At 60.9% G+C, this 20,605-nt stretch carries 20 protein-coding genes and 1 pseudogene; 12 read left to right on the top strand and 9 right to left on the bottom strand.

The genetic code is table 11. From position 1 onward, the window contains the following. Positions 1–72: 72 nt before the first annotated feature. Entirely contained in the window at positions 73–1,365 is a 1,293-nt protein-coding gene (locus BLV67_RS16815; protein ID WP_069787128.1) for an NAD(P)/FAD-dependent oxidoreductase, read from the top strand. Here BLV67_RS16815 and BLV67_RS16810 read toward each other — a convergent pair whose 3' ends face one another. Further along, the gene (locus BLV67_RS16810) at positions 1,366–1,590 is read right to left on the bottom strand and encodes a DUF1127 domain-containing protein (RefSeq protein WP_069787129.1); all 225 of its coding nucleotides are present in this window, start codon (positions 1,588–1,590) and stop codon (positions 1,366–1,368) included. It lies immediately after the preceding gene. A gap of 166 nt (positions 1,591–1,756) precedes the next feature. Between BLV67_RS16810 and BLV67_RS16805 the strand changes: the two genes are divergently transcribed. Both BLV67_RS16805 and BLV67_RS16800 read left to right on the top strand, forming a co-directional pair. Next, positions 1,757–3,181 carry an aminotransferase-like domain-containing protein gene (locus BLV67_RS16805; protein ID WP_068933817.1) on the top strand — a complete coding sequence of 475 codons (1,425 nt, stop codon included), beginning with the start codon at positions 1,757–1,759 and terminating at the stop codon, positions 3,179–3,181. 61 nt (positions 3,182–3,242) lie between these two features. Further along, complete coding sequence (locus BLV67_RS16800) at positions 3,243–4,811, top strand: phospholipase D family protein (protein WP_069787130.1); 1,569 nt, start codon at positions 3,243–3,245, stop codon at positions 4,809–4,811. A 127-nt stretch (positions 4,812–4,938) separates the two neighbouring features. Here BLV67_RS16800 and BLV67_RS16795 read toward each other — a convergent pair whose 3' ends face one another. Together BLV67_RS16795 and BLV67_RS16790 are read right to left on the bottom strand one after the other, a co-directional pair. After that, complete coding sequence (locus BLV67_RS16795; RefSeq protein ID WP_058421142.1) at positions 4,939–6,081, bottom strand: MFS transporter; 1,143 nt, start codon at positions 6,079–6,081, stop codon at positions 4,939–4,941. A gap of 157 nt (positions 6,082–6,238) precedes the next feature. Further along, positions 6,239–7,732 carry an aldehyde dehydrogenase gene (locus BLV67_RS16790; RefSeq protein WP_065931898.1) on the bottom strand — a complete coding sequence of 498 codons (1,494 nt, stop codon included), beginning with the start codon at positions 7,730–7,732 and terminating at the stop codon, positions 6,239–6,241. 230 nt (positions 7,733–7,962) lie between these two features. Between BLV67_RS16790 and BLV67_RS16785 the strand changes: the two genes are divergently transcribed. Then, positions 7,963–8,325: a cupin domain-containing protein gene (locus tag BLV67_RS16785; protein WP_069787131.1), complete on the top strand. Its 363-nt coding sequence runs from the start codon at positions 7,963–7,965 to the stop codon at positions 8,323–8,325. Between the two features lie 71 nt (positions 8,326–8,396). Here the strand turns inward: BLV67_RS16785 and rpmG are convergent, their stop codons facing one another. Together rpmG and rpmB are read right to left on the bottom strand one after the other, a co-directional pair. Beyond that, positions 8,397–8,552 (bottom strand): 50S ribosomal protein L33, encoded by a 156-nt coding sequence (rpmG, locus tag BLV67_RS16780; RefSeq protein ID WP_003176906.1) that lies wholly within the window; start codon positions 8,550–8,552, stop codon positions 8,397–8,399. Between the two features lie 11 nt (positions 8,553–8,563). After that, the gene (gene rpmB / locus BLV67_RS16775) at positions 8,564–8,797 is read right to left on the bottom strand and encodes a 50S ribosomal protein L28 (protein WP_003176907.1); all 234 of its coding nucleotides are present in this window, start codon (positions 8,795–8,797) and stop codon (positions 8,564–8,566) included. 458 nt (positions 8,798–9,255) lie between these two features. Here rpmB and BLV67_RS16770 point away from each other — a divergent pair, with 458 nt between their 5' ends. Beyond that, the gene (locus BLV67_RS16770; RefSeq protein WP_056860831.1) at positions 9,256–10,848 is read left to right on the top strand and encodes an ABC transporter substrate-binding protein; all 1,593 of its coding nucleotides are present in this window, start codon (positions 9,256–9,258) and stop codon (positions 10,846–10,848) included. A gap of 27 nt (positions 10,849–10,875) precedes the next feature. Here the strand turns inward: BLV67_RS16770 and radC are convergent, their stop codons facing one another. After that, positions 10,876–11,550: a RadC family protein gene (gene radC, locus BLV67_RS16765; protein WP_056860832.1), complete on the bottom strand. Its 675-nt coding sequence runs from the start codon at positions 11,548–11,550 to the stop codon at positions 10,876–10,878. Between the two features lie 143 nt (positions 11,551–11,693). On the opposite strand from radC, the gene coaBC reads away from it, so the two are divergent. The 4 genes and pseudogenes from coaBC (at position 11,694) to argB (ending at position 15,950) form a co-directional block, all read left to right on the top strand. Further along, complete coding sequence (gene coaBC, locus BLV67_RS16760) at positions 11,694–12,902, top strand: bifunctional phosphopantothenoylcysteine decarboxylase/phosphopantothenate--cysteine ligase CoaBC (RefSeq protein WP_015886530.1); 1,209 nt, start codon at positions 11,694–11,696, stop codon at positions 12,900–12,902. Between the two features lie 5 nt (positions 12,903–12,907). After that, positions 12,908–13,363 (top strand): dUTP diphosphatase, encoded by a 456-nt coding sequence (gene dut, locus BLV67_RS16755; RefSeq protein WP_056860833.1) that lies wholly within the window; start codon positions 12,908–12,910, stop codon positions 13,361–13,363. A 240-nt stretch (positions 13,364–13,603) separates the two neighbouring features. Further along, positions 13,604–15,025, top strand: a pseudogene (locus BLV67_RS16745) (phosphomannomutase/phosphoglucomutase); the annotation flags it as partial. Positions 15,026–15,044: 19 nt separating this feature from the next. After that, positions 15,045–15,950 (top strand): acetylglutamate kinase, encoded by a 906-nt coding sequence (gene argB / locus BLV67_RS16740; RefSeq protein WP_015886532.1) that lies wholly within the window; start codon positions 15,045–15,047, stop codon positions 15,948–15,950. Positions 15,951–16,132: 182 nt separating this feature from the next. Here argB and pyrE read toward each other — a convergent pair whose 3' ends face one another. Continuing rightward, positions 16,133–16,777: an orotate phosphoribosyltransferase gene (gene pyrE, locus BLV67_RS16735; RefSeq protein ID WP_069787132.1), complete on the bottom strand. Its 645-nt coding sequence runs from the start codon at positions 16,775–16,777 to the stop codon at positions 16,133–16,135. An 82-nt stretch (positions 16,778–16,859) separates the two neighbouring features. Here pyrE and BLV67_RS16730 point away from each other — a divergent pair, with 82 nt between their 5' ends. Beyond that, complete coding sequence (locus BLV67_RS16730; protein ID WP_003176915.1) at positions 16,860–17,639, top strand: exodeoxyribonuclease III; 780 nt, start codon at positions 16,860–16,862, stop codon at positions 17,637–17,639. Positions 17,640–17,697: 58 nt separating this feature from the next. Here BLV67_RS16730 and BLV67_RS16725 read toward each other — a convergent pair whose 3' ends face one another. Together BLV67_RS16725 and rph are read right to left on the bottom strand one after the other, a co-directional pair. Next, positions 17,698–18,066, bottom strand: coding sequence for a DUF4870 domain-containing protein (locus tag BLV67_RS16725; protein WP_065931900.1), 369 nt, complete (start codon positions 18,064–18,066; stop codon positions 17,698–17,700). Positions 18,067–18,088: 22 nt separating this feature from the next. Beyond that, positions 18,089–18,811, bottom strand: coding sequence for a ribonuclease PH (gene rph / locus BLV67_RS16720; protein ID WP_017253725.1), 723 nt, complete (start codon positions 18,809–18,811; stop codon positions 18,089–18,091). Between the two features lie 216 nt (positions 18,812–19,027). On the opposite strand from rph, the gene BLV67_RS16715 reads away from it, so the two are divergent. Beyond that, positions 19,028–19,891: a YicC/YloC family endoribonuclease gene (locus tag BLV67_RS16715; protein ID WP_056860836.1), complete on the top strand. Its 864-nt coding sequence runs from the start codon at positions 19,028–19,030 to the stop codon at positions 19,889–19,891. A 10-nt stretch (positions 19,892–19,901) separates the two neighbouring features. Next, entirely contained in the window at positions 19,902–20,522 is a 621-nt protein-coding gene (gene gmk, locus BLV67_RS16710; RefSeq protein WP_065931902.1) for a guanylate kinase, read from the top strand. Positions 20,523–20,605: the final 83 nt, after the last annotated feature.

Here is a 20,605-nt window from a genome sequence, read left to right as displayed (position 1 = left end):
AAACGTGCTGCGCAGACAGCCTCGTCCGACCGCTGTATCCTGCGTCAAATTTTCCAAACAGGGATGCTCCCCATGACCGCCAGCGCCCGGCACACCGCTTCCTACTACGCCGCCAGCAGCGTTTCACAGCCAGACTACCCGGCGTTGATGGGCGAAGTGCGCGCCGATGTGTGCGTGATTGGCGGCGGCTATTCCGGCATAAACACAGCGCTTGAGCTGGCCGAGCGCGGCTTTAGCGTGGTGCTGCTGGAAGCGCGCAAGCTCGGCTGGGGTGCCAGCGGCCGCAACGGCGGGCAGTTGATTCGCGGCGTCGGCCACGGCCTGGACCAGTTCAGCAACGTGATCGGCAGCGACGGCGTGCGCCAGATGAAGCTGATGGGCCTGGAAGCCGTCGAGATCGTGCGCGAGCGGGTCGAGCGCTATCAGATCCCCTGCGACCTGACCTGGGGTTACTGCGACCTCGCCAACAAACCCCGCGATTTGATCGGCCTGGCCGAAGACGCCGAAGAACTGCGCAACCTCGGTTATCGCCATGAAGTCCGTCTGCTGCAAGCCAACGAGATGAGCAGCGTGATCGGCTCCGAGCGCTATGTCGGGGGCATGATCGACATGGGTTCCGGCCATTTGCACCCGCTGAACCTGGCCCTCGGCGAAGCTGCCGCCGCGCAGCAGCTGGGCGTGAAGTTGTTTGAGCAGTCCGAAGTGACGCGCATCGACTACGGCCCCGAGGTCAAGGTGCACACCGCCAAAGGCAACGTGCGCGCCAACACCCTGGTGCTGGCCTGCAACGCTTATCTCAACGGCCTGAACCCGCATTTAAGCGGCAAGGTGCTGCCCGCCGGCAGCTACATCATCGCCACCGAACCCTTGAGTGAAGCCCAGGCCGCCAGCCTGCTGCCGCAGAACATGGCGGTGTGCGATCAACGCGTGACCGTGGATTACTTCCGCCTGTCCGCCGACCGCCGCCTGCTGTTCGGCGGAGCCTGCCACTATTCCGGCCGCGACCCGCAGGACATCGGCGCCTATATGCGCCCCAAAATGCTCAAGGTGTTCCCGCAACTGGCGGACGTGAAGATCGACTACCAATGGGGCGGCATGATCGGCATCGGCGCCAACCGCCTGCCGCAGATCGGCCAGCTGGCCGAACATCCCAATGTGTATTACGCCCAGGCATACGCCGGCCACGGCCTCAACGCCACCCACCTGGCAGGCAAGCTGCTGGCCGAAGCCATCAGCGGCCAACAGCAGGGGCGTTTTGATTTGTTCGCCCAAGTGCCGCACATCACCTTCCCCGGCGGCCAACATCTGCGCTCGCCGCTGTTGGCGCTGGGGATGCTCTGGCACCGCTTCAAAGAGCTGCTCTGATCAGTCGCGCCAGAACGGCTTCATGCCTTCCTGGCGCGCCTGTTCGGCGGTCAACCCGACGTCACGCAGCTGCTCACCGGTCAGGTGCAGCAAGGCTTTGCGCGTGTGGCGGCGGTGCCAGAACAGACTCCAGCGGCTGATATCGCGCGGCGCCTTCGCCCGCGCCTGCCCTGCCTGCAATTGCTGACTGTGTAACATCAGCCGCACATCGCTCATGCCGTTCATCGTGTTGCCCCTCATTTGCCTGTTGCCATGAGTGACTAGGATGGGCGCCCAGGCAAAACCATTACAGATTCAACCCGCCTTTATTAAATCCATACAGATACTGCCCATGAAGGGCTGAATCCTGTATTTTTCGCCTATCTGTACTGGTCCCCTCGGAGCGATCACCATGACCCTCTACGTCAACCTCGCCGAATTACTGGGCACGCGCATCGAGCAGGGCTTCTATCGCCCCGGCGATCGCTTGCCATCCGTGCGGGCCTTGAGCGTGGAACACGGGGTGAGCCTGAGCACAGTGCAACAAGCCTATCGCTTGCTCGAAGACAACGGCCTGGCAATGCCAAAGCCCAAGTCGGGCTACTTTGTGCCGGTCGGACGCGAGTTGCCGGCGCTGCCGGAAATCGGCCGCCCGGCACAGCGCCCGGTGGAAATCTCGCAGTGGGACCAGGTGCTGGAGCTGATTCGCGCCGTGCCGCGCAAAGACGTCATACAGATGGGCCGCGGCATGCCGGATGTATTGTCGCCGACCATGAAGCCCCTGCTGCGCAGCCTGGCCCGCGTGAGCCGACGCCAGGACCTGCCGGGGCTGTATTACGACAATATCCTTGGCTGTATGGAGTTGCGTGAGCAGATCGCCCGACTGTCTCTGGATTCCGGCTGCCAGCTGACTGCCGAAGATATCGTGATCACCACCGGCTGCCATGAGGCGCTGTCTGCCAGCATTCACGCGATTTGCGAGCCTGGGGATATTGTCGCAGTCGACTCGCCAAGCTTTCACGGCGCCATGCAGACCCTCAAAGGCCTGGGTATGAAGGCGCTGGAAATCCCCACCGACCCCATCACCGGTATCAGCCTCGAAGCACTGGAGCTGGCGTTGGAACAGTGGCCGATCAAGGTCATCCAGCTGACGCCCAACTGCAATAACCCGCTGGGCTACATCATGCCCGAGGCACGCAAACGCGCGCTGCTGACCCTGGCCCAGCGTTTTGACGTGGCGATTATTGAAGACGATGTGTATGGCGAATTGGCCTACAGCTACCCGCGCCCACGCACGATCAAATCCTTCGACGAAGATGGCCGCGTGCTGCTGTGCAGCTCGTTCTCGAAAACCCTGGCACCCGGCCTGCGCATCGGCTGGGTGGCGCCGGGGCGTTATCTGGAGCGGGTGCTGCACATGAAATACATCAGCACCGGTTCCACGGCGACGCAACCGCAGATCGCCATCGCCGAGTTTCTCAAAAACGGCCACTTCGAACCGCATTTGCGGCGCATGCGCACCCAATACCAGCGTAATCGCGACTTGATGCTCGATTGGGTCAGCCGTTATTTCCCCGCAGGCACCCGTGCCAGCCGGCCCCAAGGCAGCTTCATGCTGTGGGTGGAACTGCCGGAAGGCTTTGATACCTTGAAACTCAACCGCGTGCTGGTGGAACAAGGCGTACAGGTGGCAGTGGGCAGCATCTTTTCCGCCTCCGGCAAATACCGTAATTGCCTGCGCATGAACTACGCTGCCAAGCCAACGCCGCAGATCGAAGAGGCAGTGCGCAAGGTCGGCGCCGCCGCGATGAAGATGCTCGCCGAGGTGACCGACTGACCTTTCCCCGCAATCTACCGTCATATCCCACAACCGCCCCGACCTGGAAGCAGTGCCCTTGATGATTCGACGGCTTTTACCGTTTTTGCTGCTGAGCGCCCTGGCCCTGGCCGGCTGCGCCACGGTCGATGCACCGCGCATCCCCAGCGACGCCCTGCCTGCGGCGCAATCCTCGTTCGGCCGCTCGATCCAGGCCCAGGCGGCGCCGTACCAGGGTCGTTCGGGCTTTCGATTGCTGCCCAATAGCAGCGAAGCCTTCATGGCCCGTGCCGAGCTGATCCGCAATGCCCAGAGCAGCCTCGACCTGCAGTACTACATCGTGCACGACGGCATCAGCACGCGCATGCTCGTGGATGAACTGCTCAAGGCCGCCGACCGTGGCGTGCGCATCCGCATCCTGCTGGACGACACCACCAGCGACGGCCTCGATCAGGTTATTGCCACCCTCGCCGCCCACCCGCAGATCCAGATTCGCCTGTTCAACCCGCTGCACCTGGGCCGCAGCACCGGCGTGACACGGGCGATGGGCCGGCTGTTCAACCTGTCGCTGCAACACCGGCGCATGCACAACAAGCTGTGGCTGGCGGATAACAGCGTGGCCATTGTCGGCGGGCGCAACCTGGGCGATGAGTATTTCGATGCCGAGCCCAACCTCAACTTCACCGATATCGACATGCTCAGCGTCGGCCCGGTGGCCGAGCAGCTCGGGCACAGCTTTGATCAGTACTGGAACAGCGCGCTGAGCAAGCCCATCGACGATTTCGTCTCAAGCACCCCATCCAGGGGCGACCTGAACGCCGCACGCGCACGCCTGCAAGATTCGCTGGCCGAGTCGCGTCAGCAGAATCACGCCCTCTACAACCGCTTGCGCACTTACCAGACACAACCGCGCATGGACATCTGGCGCCGCGAGCTGATCTGGGCCTGGAACCAGGCGCTGTGGGATGCGCCGAGCAAAGTGCTGGCCAAGGCCGACCCCGATCCACGCTTGCTGTTGACCACCCAACTGGCACCGGAGCTGGAGGGCGTCAGCCATGAGCTGATGATGATTTCGGCGTATTTCGTACCGGGGCAACCCGGGCTGGTGTACCTGACCGGGCGCGCCGATGCGGGTGTATCAGTCAGCCTGCTGACCAATTCCCTCGAAGCCACCGACGTACCCGCCGTGCACGGCGGCTATGCACCCTATCGCAAGGCGTTGCTGGAACACGGCGTGAAACTCTACGAGCTGCGCCGCCAACCGGGCGATGCGGGCGGTGGCAGTGGCCCGCACCTGTTTCGCCGAGGCGCTTTCCACGGCTCGGACTCCAGCCTGCACAGCAAGGCAATGATCTTTGATCGGCAAAAGTCGTTTATCGGCTCGTTCAACTTCGACCCGCGCTCGGTGCTGTGGAACACCGAAGTCGGGGTGCTGGTGGACAGCCCCGAGCTGGCGGAACACGTGCGCAACCTGGCGCTGCAAGGCATGGCGCCGGCGTTGAGCTATGAGGCGAAGCTGCAAAATGGCCAGGTGGTGTGGGTGACCGAGGATAACGGCCAATTGCACACCCTGACACGGGAACCGGGCAGTTGGTGGCGCAGGTTTAATGCGTGGTTCGCCACCAGTGTTGGCCTGGAACGCATGCTGTAAGAACGACATGGTTCAACTGTGGGAGCCGGGCTTGCCCGCGATGGCGGAGTGTCAGGCGCCATTTGGGCAAGCTGGCACACCGCTATCGCAGGCAAGCCAGCTCCCACAGTTGATTGCATTTCAAGGTTTAAGCAGGCTGTGCGGCGCCGAATGCGCCCTGGCGCAGCAGCAACACCACCAGCCCCAGCGCCCCGGCCGCCATCAGCAACGGCAGCGCATGCCCGCTGATCCATTGGCTGCCCGCCCCGGCTACCAGCGGGCCGATCAGGCAACCGATGCCCCACAGCTGCGCCACATGGGCATTGGCGCGCACCAGCGCGTCGTCGCGATAACGCTCACCGATCAGGATCAGCGACAAGGTGAACAACCCACCGGCGCTGGCGCCAAAGATCACCCACACCGGCCATATCAATTGCGTATGCAGCAGCAATGGAATCGCCAGGCTTGAGGCCAGCAACAACACCGCGCAGCTCAAGAACAAGGTGCGGCGCGGCAGGTAGTCGGCCAAAGCACCAATGGGCAATTGCAACAGCGCATCACCGACCACCACGGTGCTGACCATGGCCAAGGCAATCTCGGCAGTGAAACCCTGCTGCAGGCAATACACCGGCAGCAGCGTCAGAATCATCGCCTCGAACGCGGCGAACAAGGCCACCGCCCAGGCAATTGCCGGCAAAGTCAGGCAGAAGCGCCACAGGTCACTGAAGGTCACGCTGAAGGACTCGGCGGTTGGAGCGCCGGAACGCCCCAGCAGCAACAGCGGCGCGACCACCAACAAGCCAACGCCCACCCAGAAGCCATAGTCATGGTCAGTGCCGAGTACGCCCAGCAGCAGCGGGCCCGACAGCTGGCTCAAGGCATAGCTGCAGCCGTACAGCGCCACCAGGCGGCCACGCCATTGCTCAACCACCAACTGGTTGATCCAGCTTTCACCCAGGATAAACACGATGGTCAGGATCACGCCGATCATCAGCCGCAGCACCAGCCACACCGGGTAGCTTGGCAGTATTGCCAGTAAGCCGATGGAGATGGCACCGGCCCACAAGCACAGGCGCATCAGGTTGGCGGTGCCCAGCCACGAGGCCATCCGGCTGGAGACCTTCGCGCCGAGCAGTACGCCAAAAGCCGGCATGGCGGCCATCACGCCAATGGCGAAGCTGCCATAGCCCCAGCCTTCGAGACGCAGGGACACCAGTGGCATGCTCACGCCCAAGGCCAGGCCGACGCTGAGGACAGAGGCCAGCACGGCGAAATAAGTCGCCCAACGCATTTCCACGCTCCTGTGGATAATTATCAAGATCACACAAAACAGTGTGGGAGCGGGCTTGCTCGCGAATGCGGTGTGTCAGTCAAAACAACTGCGACTGTCATACCGCATTCGCGAGCAAGCCCGCTCCCACATTTTTAACCGCGGTAATGCCTGAAAGTTACAGCTTGATCCAGGTCGATTTCAGCTCGGTGTACTTGTCGAACGCATGCAGCGACTTGTCGCGACCGTTACCCGACTGTTTGAAACCACCAAACGGCGCGGTCATGTCGCCGCCATCGTATTGGTTGACCCACACGCTACCGGCGCGCAAGGCTTTGGCAGTCAGGTGCGCCTTGGAAATATCAGCGGTCCACACGGCTGCGGCCAGGCCATAAACGGTGTCGTTGGCAATGGCGACTGCTTCTTCGGCGCTGTCGAAAGTGATCACCGACAGCACTGGGCCGAAGATTTCTTCCTGGGCGATCTTCATGGCGTTGGTCACGCCGTCGAAAATCGTCGGCTCCACATAGGTGCCACCGGTTTCTTGCAGGGTGCGCTTGCCGCCCGCCACCAGCTTGGCGCCGTCGGCATGGCCAGCTTCGATGTACGACAGCACGGTGTTCATCTGCTGGGTGTCCACCAAGGCACCGACGTTGGTCGCCGGGTCCAGCGGGTTGCCTGGCTTCCAGCCCTTGAGAGCCTCGATCACCAGCGGCAGGAATTTATCCTTGATGGAGCGCTCGACCAGCAGGCGCGAGCCGGCGGTGCAGACTTCACCCTGGTTGAAGGCGATGGCGCCCGCGGCAGATTCGGCGGCGGCTTGCAGGTCCGGCGCATCAGCAAACACGATATTCGGGCTCTTGCCGCCCGCTTCCAGCCACACGCGCTTCATGTTCGACTCGCCGGAGCGGATCAACAGTTGCTTGGCGATTTTTGTGGAACCGGTAAACACCAGGGTGTCGACGTCCATGTGCAGCGCCAGCGCGTTGCCGACGGTGTGACCGTAGCCCGGCAGCACGTTCAACACGCCTTTTGGAATGCCGGCTTCAACCGCCAGGGCCGCGATGCGGATGGCCGTCAGTGGGGATTTTTCGGACGGCTTGAGGATCACCGAGTTACCGGTGGACAGCGCAGGGCCGAGTTTCCAGCACGCCATCATCAGCGGGAAGTTCCACGGCACGATAGCACCCACTACGCCGACCGGCTCGCGGGTCACCAGGCCCAACTGGTTGTGCGGGGTGGCGGCGACTTCGTCGTAAATCTTGTCGATCGCCTCGCCGCTCCAGCTAAGGGCGTTGGCGGCGCCAGGCACGTCAATTCCCAGGGAGTCGGAAATCGGCTTGCCCATGTCCAGGGTTTCGAGCAGCGCCAGCTCTTCGGCATTGGCGTTGAGCAGCGCGGCGAAACGGATCATGACGGCTTTGCGCTTGGCCGGCGCCAGGCGCGACCAGACACCGGAATTGAACGTCGCGCGGGCGTTTTCGACAGCACGCTGGGCGTCGGCGGCGTCACAGCTGGCAACGGTGGTCAGCAAGCGGCCATCGACCGGGCTGATGCATTCGAACGTGTCACCGGAAACAGCAGCGGTGTACTCACCATTGATGTAGGCGCGGCCTTCGATCTTCAGATCCTTGGCGCGTTGTTCCCAATCGGCACGGGTCAGGGTGGTCATGCGAGTGTCCTCCTCTTATTGAATACAAGGGCCAGGTGATGTCCCCCGGCAGCCTCAAAGAATTCTTGCCCGGCCAGCCTGCTGTTCGGCTCAAGGCAGCTGCCACCCTAAACCAGCGGCTGGGGGTGTTTCAATATATTTGACATAACGGCGGTAAACGCCCTTGCGATGTTCATTTTAATAAACATAGACTTTGGGCTCTCCAACCGCAGGCCAGACGGGACACGCACATGAGCATCCAGGATATCGTCGACTTCAGCCAAGCCAACACCACCCCGGAACGCTATCGCCCGGCCGCCGAAAAAATCCTCAAGGGCGACCCCGAGCAGACCCTTTATAACCACTACAACAGCCCGTGCGGTCAGATGAGCGCAGGCGTGTGGGAAGGTGAAGTCGGGCAGTGGAAGGTCAATTACAGCGAGCATGAGTATTGCGAGATTGTGCAGGGGGTTTCGGTACTGCGTGATGCCGATGGCAATGCCAAGACCTTGCGTGCCGGCGACCGCTTCGTGATCCCTGCCGGGTTCAGCGGCACCTGGGAAGTGCTGGAGCCGTGCCGCAAGATCTACGTAGTGTTCGAGCAGAAAGCCTGATCAGCACATTTCAGACAAAAAAAAGCCCGTCTCGTGAGAGACGGGCTTTTTTTCACAAGGAAGAAAATCAATTACTTGATTTTGCCTTCTTTGTAGATCACGTGCTTGCGAACGCGCGGGTCGAACATTTTCTTTTCGAGCTTGTCCGGGGTAGTACGCTTGTTCTTGTCGGTAGTGTAGAAGTGACCAGTACCGGCGCTAGAGATCATTCGAATCAATTCACGCATGATAAAGCTCCTTAAATCTTGCCAGCGGCGCGGATTTCGGCCAGCACGACAGTGATGCCACGCTTGTCGATGATACGCATGCCTTTGGCAGATACACGCAGGCGAACAAAACGTTTCTCTTCTTCAACCCAGAAGCGGTGATGCTGCAGGTTCGGCAGGAAACGACGACGGGTTTTGTTATTTGCGTGGGAAATGTTATTCCCAGTCACCGGACCCTTACCGGTAACTTGACAGACTCTCGACATGCCTCAGCCCTCTAAAACCACATGCCCAACCCGGCATGGGTTGGCCGCTTAATCTCTCAGTCATTTGGCGCCAGGCGCCGCGTTTCTTTAAGGGTCTTACCGGCTACACCTACAGTGAAGGAACCGGGCCCCTAGAAAAGAGCGCTGCTTTATACCAGAAAGACCCTGATGCAACAACAGCCCGTGTGTTTTTACCGGCGTAAATCTTGGCAATAGATGCCCGAACCGTTGCCAGGAGGGGCCGCTGCAACAGCCGACCACTCGTCGCACAGAATGATTTACCGCGCCCGCCGGCACACAAAAGTGCAAGACGAAACGCGCTGAGGCGCCATCAAAACAGCATTCGCGCCAAAAGCACAGGCAAAAATGGGCTAGTCATTTATCAATCAGACCACTACGGTAGGCTTTTTCCAGACTGCACTCGCAGATGGGCCTTCGATCTGCAAAGGAAACCGAATATGCGCCTCGCTGCCCTACCCCTGTTGCTCGCCCCTCTATTTATCGCGCCGCTGGCCTCTGCGGCCACTAATTTGAGCGTTTGTACCGAGGCCAGCCCCGAAGGGTTCGATGTGGTGCAGTACAACTCGCTGACCACCACCAATGCCTCGGCCGACGTGCTGATGAACCGCCTGGTGGACTACGACGCCACCGCCGGCAAACTGGTGCCGAGCCTGGCGGACAGCTGGGAAGTGTCGCCGGACGGGCTGGTGTACACCTTCAAGCTGCACCCTGACGTGAAATTCCACCGCACCGAGTATTTCACCCCAAGCCGCACCCTGACGGCCGAAGACGTGCGCTTCAGTTTTGAGCGCATGCTCGACCCGGCCAACCCATGGCACAAGATCGCCCAGAGCGGCTTCCCCCATGCGCAGTCGCTGCAATTGCCCACACTGGTCAAGAAGATCGACGCCCTGGACCCATTGACCGTGCGCTTCACCCTGGATCACGCCGATTCCACTTTCCTCGCCGCGTTGAGCATGGGTTTTGCCTCGATCTACCCGGCCGAATACGCCGACAAGCTGCTCAAGGCCGGCACGCCCGAAAAACTCAACAGCCAGCCAATCGGCACCGGCCCGTTCGTGTTTGTACGGTTCCAGAAAGACGCCGTAGTCCGCTATAAAGCCAACCCGGATTACTTTGCCGGCAAACCGGCTGTGGATAACTTGATCTTCGCCATCACCCCGGATGCCAACGTGCGCCTGCAAAAGCTGCACCGCGATGAATGCCAGATCGCCCTGTCACCCAAGCCACTGGATGTGGGTGAGGCCGAAAAAGATCCCGCGCTCAAAGTAGAAAAAACCCCGGCCTTCATGACCGCATTCGTCGCGATCAACAGCCAGCACCCGCCGCTGGACAAGCCCGAAGTGCGCCAGGCGATCAACCTGGCTTTCGACAAAGGCAGCTACCTCAAGGCCGTATTTGAAGGCACCGCCGAAGCGGCCAATGGCATTTACCCACCCAATACCTGGAGCTACGCCAAGGACTTGCCGGGTTATCCACAGGACATCGCCAAGGCCAAAACGCTGCTGGAAAGAGCCGGACTCAAGAATGGCTTCAAGACCACCATCTGGACTCGCCCCACCGGCAGCCTGCTGAACCCCAACCCCAACCTCGGCGCTCAGTTGCTGCAAGCGGACCTGGCCAAGGTCGGCATCCAGGCCGAGATTCGCGTGATCGAGTGGGGCGAACTGATCCGCCGCGCCAAAGCCGGCGAACATGACCTGTTGTTCATGGGCTGGGCCGGTGACAATGGCGACCCGGATAACTTCCTCACCCCGCAGTTCTCGTGCGCAGCGGTAAAATCCGGCACCAACTTCGCCCGCTACTGCGACCCGACCCTGGACAAGCTGATCAGCGCCGGCAAGACCACCAGTGAACAAGGTGTGCGCAGCAAGCTCTACCAACAGGCCCAGGCACAGATTCAGCAGCAGGCCCTGTGGCTGCCATTGGCGCACCCCACTGCGTTCGCTCTGGCACGCAAGAATATCAATGGCTATCAGGTGAGCCCATTTGGGCGCCAGGACTTCTCCAAGGTCAGCGTCAAGCCTTGAGAGCCGGCCCCGTCCCAATGGGCGGGGCTATAACCACCCGTATTCCGCCATCGACAGCGGGTCGCCATCGCCCACGATGATGTGGTCGAGCACCCGCACATCCACCGACTCCAAGGCCTTCTGCAATATCTTGGTTAATTTTCGATCAGCCGCACTCGGTTCGACGCTCCCGGACGGATGGTTATGGCACAGGATCAGCGCCGCCGCGTTGTAAGCGAGCGCGCGCTTGACCACTTGTCGCGGATAAACGATGGCCGTGTCGATGGTGCCCTCAAACAGCGCCTCAAAGCCCAGCACCCGGTGCTTTGAGTCAAGAAACAGGCAGCCGAATATCTCGTGGGGCTCGTGGCGCAGCAACGCCTTAAGGTACTCACGTACGGCCAGCGGGCTTTCCAGTACCGAGTCGTCACGCAAGCGTTCGGCCATATGCCGCCGAGACATTTCCAGCACCGCCTGCAACTGGGCAAATTTCGCCGGCCCCAGCCCCAAGTGCTGGCTGAACAGGGTCTGGCTGGCCTCCAACAGCGGGCGCAGACCACCGAATTGCGCCAATAGATGGCGCGCCAGGTCGACTGCGCTTCTGCCGGAAACCCCGGTACGCAGGAAGATCGCCAACAACTCGGCATCCGAAAGACTCGCCGCGCCCCATTCCAAAAGCTTCTCCCGTGGGCGTTCCGCCACAGGCCAATCGCGAATACTCATCCCGCCTCCCTCTGCACGCGCGCCGCTGTTGCCTGGCGGTCGCTGTGTTATCTTAAGCCCTCTTTTTTGCATGTGATTTCCCCTGGGGAGGGGGCATCGCAGGCGTCACTGAACCGGCATCACTGAACTGGAAAGGCAAACCAATGCAGCGTCTGTATCGGAAACGCATCGTTCTCGGCGTCGGCGGCGGCATTGCCGCCTACAAGAGCGCAGAACTGGTTCGCAGGCTCCTGGACCAGGGCGCCGAAGTGCGCGTGGTCATGACCCGTGGTGGCAGTGAGTTCATCACCCCGCTGACCATGCAGGCCCTGTCTGGCCACCCGGTTCACCTGGACCTGTTGGACCCGGCGGCCGAAGCCGCCATGGGCCACATCGAGCTGGCCAAATGGGCCGACCTGGTGTTGATCGCCCCGGCCACCGCCGACCTGATCGCCCGCCTGGCCCAGGGCATCGCCGATGACCTGCTGACCACTCTGGTACTGGCCACCGACGCCACCGTCGCCATCGCACCGGCCATGAACCAGGCCATGTGGCGCGACCCGGCCACCCAGGCCAACACCCAACTCCTGCAAAGCCGTGGCCTCAAAGTGTTTGGCCCGGCTTCGGGCAGCCAGGCCTGTGGCGACGTGGGCATGGGCCGCATGCTTGAGGCCACCGACCTCGCGCTGTGCGCCGCCGAGTGCTTTCAGCACCTGGCTCTCACGGGCAAACATGTGCTGATTACCGCCGGCCCGACCCAGGAAAACATCGACCCGGTGCGTTACATCACCAACCATAGCTCAGGAAAAATGGGCTTTGCCTTGGCCGAAGCCGCGGTCGAGGCAGGCGCACGCGTCACCCTGATCACCGGCCCGGTGCACTTGCCAACACCCGATCGCGTCACGCGAATCGACGTAGTCAGCGCCCGGGACATGCTGGCGGCCTGTGAAGCGGCCATTCCCTGCGACCTGTTTATCGCCTCGGCAGCGGTTGCAGACTACCGCCCGGAAGTTGTCGCCCCGCAAAAGCTTAAGAAGGACCCTACAAGCGGCGACGGCCTGCTCCTGCAAATGGTGCGCAACCCGGACATCCTCGCCACCATCGCCACGCGCCCGGACCGTCCATTCAGCGTCGGTTTCGCCGCCGAAACCGAGCACTTGCTGGACTACGCCGCACGCAAGTTGAAAGACAAAAACCTCGACTTGATCGTTGCCAATGATGTCGCCAACCCGAGCATAGGCTTCAACAGCGAGGAAAACGCCTGCAGCGTGATCGACCGCGAGCTGCACGCCACCCTTTTCGCCCAGACCAGCAAGGGCAAGATTGCCCGTCAACTGATCTCATTTATCGCCCAACGGCTGAACCAGGTTTAATTTACATGCACGCTTTGCAAGCCAAGATCCTCGACCCACGCATCGGCAACGAATTTCCTCTGCCGGCCTACGCCACTCCAGGCTCCGCCGGCCTGGACCTGCGCGCCATGCTCAAGCAAGACACCGTGCTTGAGCCGGGCCAGACAATCCTGATTCCTACCGGCCTGTCGATCTACGTCGGCGACCCAGGCCTGGCGGCATTGATCCTGCCGCGCTCCGGCCTGGGCCACAAACATGGCATCGTGCTGGGCAACCTCGTAGGCCTGATCGATTCGGACTATCAGGGCGAATTGATGGTGTCGTGCTGGAACCGTGGCAACACCGCGTTCAACATCGCTGTCGGCGAGCGCATCGCCCAGTTGGTGCTGGTACCGGTGGTACAGGCACACTTCGAACTGGTGCAGGAGTTCGACGAAACTCAGCGCGGCGCAGGTGGTTTTGGGCATTCCGGCAGCCACTGACTAAGCTGAACCTTGCCGGACGCATTTGTCCGGCAAGACGCCACCGCATGGCTATTCAGGATGAAGAATGTGCGGATTTATTCAGCGAGATTTCCATAATGAAATCAATGCATTACGCATTTTCCGAAAGTGCATCGACACGCCGATGGCATTTTTGCACCACGAACTCTCTGCCGAAAACACCGTCATACCCTTCAGTTTGAGCCTGCCGGTCAGCCACTTTAAGGCCAGCTTTGCCCCCTTCAGATGGAGTTCACCCCCGCGATGAGTACCGCAGCCCGAGTAGCCCCGACATTCCCCGACAGCATCTTCCGCGCCTACGACATTCGTGGCGTCGTGCCCAAGACCCTGACCGCCGAAACCGCCTACTGGATCGGCCGCGCCATCGGTGCCCAGAGCCTGGCCCAGGGCGAGCCCAATGTCTCGGTAGGCCGTGATGGCCGCTTGTCCGGCCCGGAGTTGGTGGAACAACTGATCCAGGGCCTCGCCGACAGCGGTTGCCACGTCAGCGACGTCGGCCTGGTGCCGACACCGGCGCTGTACTACGCGGCCAACGTACTGGCCGGCAAATCAGGGGTGATGCTCACCGGCAGCCATAACCCGTCGGACTACAACGGCTTCAAGATCGTGATCGCCGGTGACACCCTGGCCAACGAACAGATCCAGGCCCTGCACGATCGCCTCAAGACCAACGACCTGACCAGCGGCAAAGGCAGTGTCACCAAAGTCGACATCCTGCAACGCTACTCTGACCAGATCACCGGCGACGTCAAACTCGCGCGCCGCCTGAAAGTGGTGGTGGACTGCGGCAACGGCGCGGCTGGCGTGATCGCTCCGCAACTGCTCGAAGCCCTCAACTGTGAAGTGATCCCGCTGTTCTGCGACGTCGACGGCAACTTCCCCAACCATCACCCGGACCCAGGCAAGCCTGAAAACCTGGTGGACTTGATCGCCAAGGTCAAGGAAACCGGCGCCGACGTGGGCCTGGCTTTCGACGGTGACGGCGACCGTGTTGGCGTGGTGACCAACACCGGCGAAAACGTGTTCGCCGACCGCCTGCTGATGCTGTTTGCCCGTGACGTGGTGGCGCGCAACGCCAACGCCGAAATCATCTTCGACGTGAAGTGCACCCGCCGCCTCACGCCGTTGATCAAGGAATATGGCGGTCGCCCGCTAATGTGGAAGACCGGTCATTCGTTGATCAAAAAGAAAATGAAGGAAACCGGCGCACTGTTGGCCGGTGAAATGAGCGGCCACGTGTTCTTCAAAGAGCGCTGGTTCGGTTTTGACGACGGCATTTACAGCGCCGCCCGCCTGCTGGAGATCCTCAGCAAGGAAAAATCCACGGCGCAGGAGCTGTTTCAGACCTTCCCGAACGATATTTCTACGCCAGAGATCAATATACATGTGACCGAGGAGAGCAAATTCAGCATCATTGACGCACTGCACGATGCGCAATGGGGCGAAGGCGCCAACCTGACCACCATTGATGGTGTGCGAGTCGATTACGCCAAAGGCTGGGGCCTGGTTCGCGCATCCAACACCACGCCGGTGCTGGTCCTGCGCTTCGAGGCGGATACCGAGGCGCAGTTGCAGCGCATCAAGGACGTGTTCCACGCCCAGTTGAAACGTGTTGCCCCTGATCTCCAATTACCGTTCTGATTTTTTACCGGAGCCCTGAATGACCCTCGAACGCGAAGCCGCTGCCAATACTGCCAAGGTCCTGTCCGAAGCGTTGCCTTACATTCGACGCTACGTCGGCAAGACGCTGGTGATCAAGTACGGCGGCAATGCCATGGAAAGCGACGAGCTGAAAACCGGTTTTGCCCGCGACATCGTGTTGATGAAAGCCGTGGGGATCAACCCGGTGGTCGTCCATGGTGGCGGCCCGCAAATCGGCGACCTGCTCAAGCGCTTGTCGATCGAGAGCCACTTCATCGATGGCATGCGCGTCACTGACGCGCAAACCATGGACGTGGTGGAAATGGTCCTGGGTGGCCAGGTCAACAAGGACATCGTCAACCTGATCAACCGCCACGGCGGCAGCGCCATCGGCCTGACCGGCAAGGACGCGGAGCTGATCCGCGCGAAAAAACTGACGGTGACCCGCCAGACGCCGGAAATGACCCAGCCGGAAATCATCGACATCGGCCAGGTAGGCGAAGTGATCGGCATCAACACCGACTTGCTCAACCTGTTGGTCAAGGGCGATTTCATTCCGGTGATCGCGCCAATCGGCGTGGGCGCCAACGGTGAGTCCTACAATATCAACGCCGATCTGGTGGCCGGTAAGGTGGCTGAAGCACTGAAAGCCGAGAAGCTGATGCTGCTGACCAACATCGCCGGCCTGATGGATAAGGAAGGCAAGGTGTTGACCGGTTTGACCACTCAACAAGTGGACGAACTGATCGCCGATGGCACCATCTACGGCGGCATGCTGCCGAAGATCCGCTGCGCGCTGGAAGCCGTGCAAGGCGGCGTGGGCAGCTCGCTGATCCTGGATGGCCGCGTGCCGAATGCGATCCTGCTGGAAATTTTCACCGATACCGGTGTGGGCACGCTGATCAGTAACCGCAAACGTCCTTAAACGGCGAAAACAAAAGGCCCCGCTCAATCCAGTTGAGCGGGGCCTTTTGTGGGTACTCGGTCCAAATGTGGGAGCGGGCTTGCTCGCGAAAGCGGTGGGTCAGTCACCGGATATGTTTCTGACCCACCGTATTCGCGAGCAAGCCCGCTCCCACACAAGCCCGCTCCCACAGGTGTTCCGTGTCAGACGCCGAATTGCTCGCGATACGCACGCACCGCCGGCAAATGCTGCTTGAGCTGCGCGTCATCTTCCAGGTATTGCAGCACCTGGTTCAGCGACACGATGCTCACCACCGGAATACCGAAATCACGCTCCACTTCCTGGATTGCCGACAGCTCACCGTTGCCGCGCTCCTGGCGGTTCAGCGCGATCAGCACGCCGGCGGCCTTGGCGCCTTCCTGGGACGCGATGATCTGCATCACTTCACGGATGGCGGTACCGGCGGTGATCACGTCATCGATGATCAGCACGTCGCCCTTGAGCGGGGCACCGACCAGGCTGCCGCCTTCGCCATGGGCCTTTGCCTCTTTGCGGTTGAAGCACCATGGCAAATCCAGCTCATGATGTTCAGCCAAAGCCACCGCCGTAGCGGCCGCCAAAGGGATGCCCTTGTAGGCTGGGCCGAACAGCACGCCGAAGGAAATACCGCTGTCGACGATGGCGGCCGCGTAGAAACGACCCAACTGAGCGAGGGCCGAACCCGAGTTGAACAAGCCTGCATTGAAGAAGTAAGGGCTGGTACGCCCGGACTTCAACGTGAACTCACCGAAGCGTAAAACGCCGCGATCGATGGCAAAACGAATGAAATCGCGTTGATACGCCTGCATGAAAAAAGCCTCAGATACCACGGATTTAGCTAATTAGGTAGACGGCGTGTATCATACACGCACGCGATTTTTGGGGCCATTTATGCGGATCATCAGTGTGAACGTCAATGGTATTCAGGCTGCAGTCGAGCGTGGTTTGCTCAGTTGGCTGCAAGCACAGAATGCCGACGTCATCTGCCTGCAGGACACCCGCGCCTCCGCCTTTGAACTGGACGACCCAGCCTTCCAACTGGATGGCTACTTCCTTTATGCCTGTGATGCCGAAGTCCCTGCCCAAGGTGGCGTGGCTCTGTACTCACGGTTGCAACCCAAGGCGGTCATCAGCGGCCTCGGCTTCGAGACAGCCGACCGCTACGGGCGCTACCTGCAAGCCGATTTCGACAAGGTCAGCATCGCGACCTTGCTGCTTCCTTCGGGGCAGAACGGCGATGAAGACTTGAACCAGAAGTTCAAGCTAATGGACGATTTCGCCCGTTATCTGGATAAACAGCGACGCAAACGTCGCGAGTACATTTACTGTGGCTCGCTGTACGTGGCGCAACAGAAGCTGGATATCAAGAACTGGCGCGACAGCCAGCAATCCCCGGGTTTCCTGGCGCCTGAACGGGCCTGGATGGACGAGATTGTCGGCAACATGGGCTATGTGGATGCCCTGCGCGAAGTCAGCCGTGAAGGCGACCAGTACAGCTGGTGGCCGGATAACGAACAGGCTGAGATGCTCAACCTGGGCTGGCGTTTCGACTACCAGTTGCTGACCCCGGGTCTGCGCCGGTTCGTTCGCAGCGCACGCCTGCCGCGCCAGCCGCGCTTCTCGCAGCATGCGCCGCTGATCGTGGACTACGACTGGACGCTGACCATCTAAGGTCTTTTTCCAGGCACAAAAAAACCGACATCGCTGTCGGTTTTTTTGTGCCTGCTCATTATTTGACCACTCGCCAGGTCAAGGGGTAGCGATAGGCAATCCCCTTGTTGGCCTTGATGCTGCCGATGATCGTCAGCACCACCGTGGCAATGGCCAGGGCGACCATCAGGAAAAACCCGATTACCGCGAAGGCCAGCACGATGCACACCATCCAGGCGATGGCCACGGTGATCTGGAAGTTCAGGGCTTCCTTGCCCTGATCATCAATGAACGGGTCCACTTCCTTCTTCATCTGCCACAGGATCAGCGGCCCCACGACACTGCCGAAGGGGAACACAAACCCCAGAAACGCCGCGAGATGACACAACATGGCTCCCTGGCGCACTTCGTAGGAAGGCGTAGGTGCGGGCAACTGGCTGTCATTCATGGCGCTTCTCCTTGAGGCGGGCTCAGTCGGCCAGGGCGGCGTTCTGCAGTTCGAAGATTTCGGCCATGCCTTTCTGGGCCAGGGCGAGCATGGCGTTCAGGTCGGCCGGCTGGAATGGCGCGCCTTCAGCGGTGCCCTGCACTTCGATGAAACCACCGGTGCTGGTCATCACCACGTTCAGGTCGGTCTCGGCAGCCGAGTCTTCCAGGTAGTCCAGGTCCAGCACAGGCTCGCCCTGATACATGCCAACCGACACGGCAGCGATCATCTGCTTGAGCGGGTCGCCGCCTTTGAGGCCGCCGCGCTTCTTGATCACTTTAAGCGCATCAACCAGGGCCACCATGGCGCCAGTGATGGAGGCGGTGCGGGTGCCGCCGTCCGCCTGGATGACGTCGCAGTCGACGTACAGGGTCACGTCGCCCAGCTTGGACATGTCCAGGGCGGCGCGCAGCGAGCGGCCGATAAGGCGCTGGATTTCGAGGGTGCGGCCGCCTTGCTTGCCACGGCTGGCTTCACGCTGGTTACGCTCGCCGGTGGCGCGCGGCAGCATGCCGTATTCGGCAGTCAACCAACCCTGGCCCTGACCCTTGAGGAAACGCGGCACGCCGTTTTCGACGCTGACGGTGCAAATCACCTTGGTATCGCCAAACTCGACCAGTACAGATCCCTCGGCGTGTTTGGTGTAGTTGCGGGTGATGCGGATCGAGCGGAGCTGATCGGCAGCGCGACCACTTGGACGTTTCATAGGGGATACCTGTACGAAGGACGAAAAACTGCCGAGCATTATAGAGCCGCGAACCGTTTCGGGGCACTTCTAAAAAATTCGGTTACGAATGTTCAGACTATTGCCCATTGTTTGGGCGCGCTCGCCCCACTGCGCTACAATCCTGCGCCTTCGCAGCCTGTCGGCTTCAATTTACTCATCAGCCCGCTGTGCGGGACTGCATCGCGAGGTACTTCCATGGTGCACAGCATGACCGCCTTCGCCCGCGTCGAAAAAGCCGGCGTCCAGGGCACCCTGAGCTGGGAACTGCGCTCGGTCAACAGCCGTTACCTGGAGCCGCACCTGCGCCTGCCGGAGTCGTTCCGCGACCTCGAGGGCGCCGTGCGTGAAGCGTTGCGCCAGGGTATCTCGCGGGGCAAGCTGGAATGCACCCTGCGGTTTACCGAAGAAACCACCGGCAAGCCGCTGCAGGTCGACCGTGACCGCGCCGCGCAGCTGGTAGCCGCCGCCGAAACCATCGCCGGCCTGATCAAACAACCTGCTGCGCTGAACCCGCTGGAAGTGCTGGCCTGGCCCGGCGTGCTGGTGGCCGACGCCACCGACCCGCAAGCCCTGAACGCCGAAGCCCTCGCGCTGTTCACCCAGGGATTGAAAGAGCTCAAGGCCGGCCGCGAGCGCGAAGGCGCCGAACTGGCCCGCCTGATCAATGAGCGCCTGACTTCGATCGAAGAAGATGTGGTCACCCTGCGCGAGCTGGTGCCGCAGATGCTCGCCACTCAGCGCCAAAAGGTCCTGGACCGCTTCACCGACATGAAGGCCGACCTCGACCCCGTGCGCCTGGAGCAGGAAATGGTGCTGCTGGCGCAAAAAAGCGACGTGGCCGAAGAACTCGACCGCCTGAGCACCCACATCCTTGAAGTGCGCCGCGTGCTCAAATCAGCGGGTGCCGCCGGTCGGCGCCTGGACTTCCTGATGCAGGAACTCAACCGCGAAGCCAATACACTGGGCTCCAAGGCGTTTGATCCGCGCAGCACTACGGCTGCGGTCAACCTCAAAGTGTTGATCGAGCAGATGCGCGAACAAGTACAGAATATTGAGTAAGGCAACTTCCATGACCCACAGCACCGGCACCCTTTACATCATTTCCGCCCCTTCGGGCGCGGGCAAAAGCAGCCTGGTCAAAGCCTTGACCGACGCCGACGAACACATCCGCATCTCGGTCTCGCACACCACCCGCGCCATGCGCCCAGGTGAAGTGAACGGCGTGCACTATCACTTCGTCGAGCGCACCGAATTCGTCAAGATGATCGAACACGGCGACTTCCTGGAACGCGCCGAAGTGTTCGGCAACCTCTATGGCACCTCGCAAAGCCACCTGCAGCAGACGCTGGACGAAGGCCACGATCTGATCCTGGAAATCGACTGGCAGGGCGCCGAACAAGTGCGCCAGTTGATGCCCAAGGCGCGCTCCATCTTCATCCTGCCGCCGTCTTTGGAAGCGCTGCACCAGCGCCTGACCAACCGTGGCCAGGACAGCGATGAGATCATCGAAGGCCGCATGCGTGAAGCCGTCAGCGAAATGAGCCACTACGTCGACTATGACTACCTGATCATCAATGACGATTTTGCCCACGCACTGGATGATTTAAAGGCGATTTTCCGCACCAATCAGCTCCAGCAAAAGCGTCAGCAGCAGCGTTTTGGCAAATTACTCGCCGAACTGCTCGGTTGATTGGCTCTTCCCAAAACCGCTGCAAGGGCTTTACATTGGCACTTGTAGCGCTTTTGCGAGGACGCGTGGAAAATCAGCGCTTC

Source organism: Pseudomonas salomonii, from assembly GCF_900107155.1.
Taxonomy (GTDB): domain Bacteria; phylum Pseudomonadota; class Gammaproteobacteria; order Pseudomonadales; family Pseudomonadaceae; genus Aquipseudomonas; species Aquipseudomonas salomonii.
The sequence above is the reverse complement of the archived record's forward strand: the minus strand, read 5'-3'. Positions and strand labels throughout refer to the sequence as shown.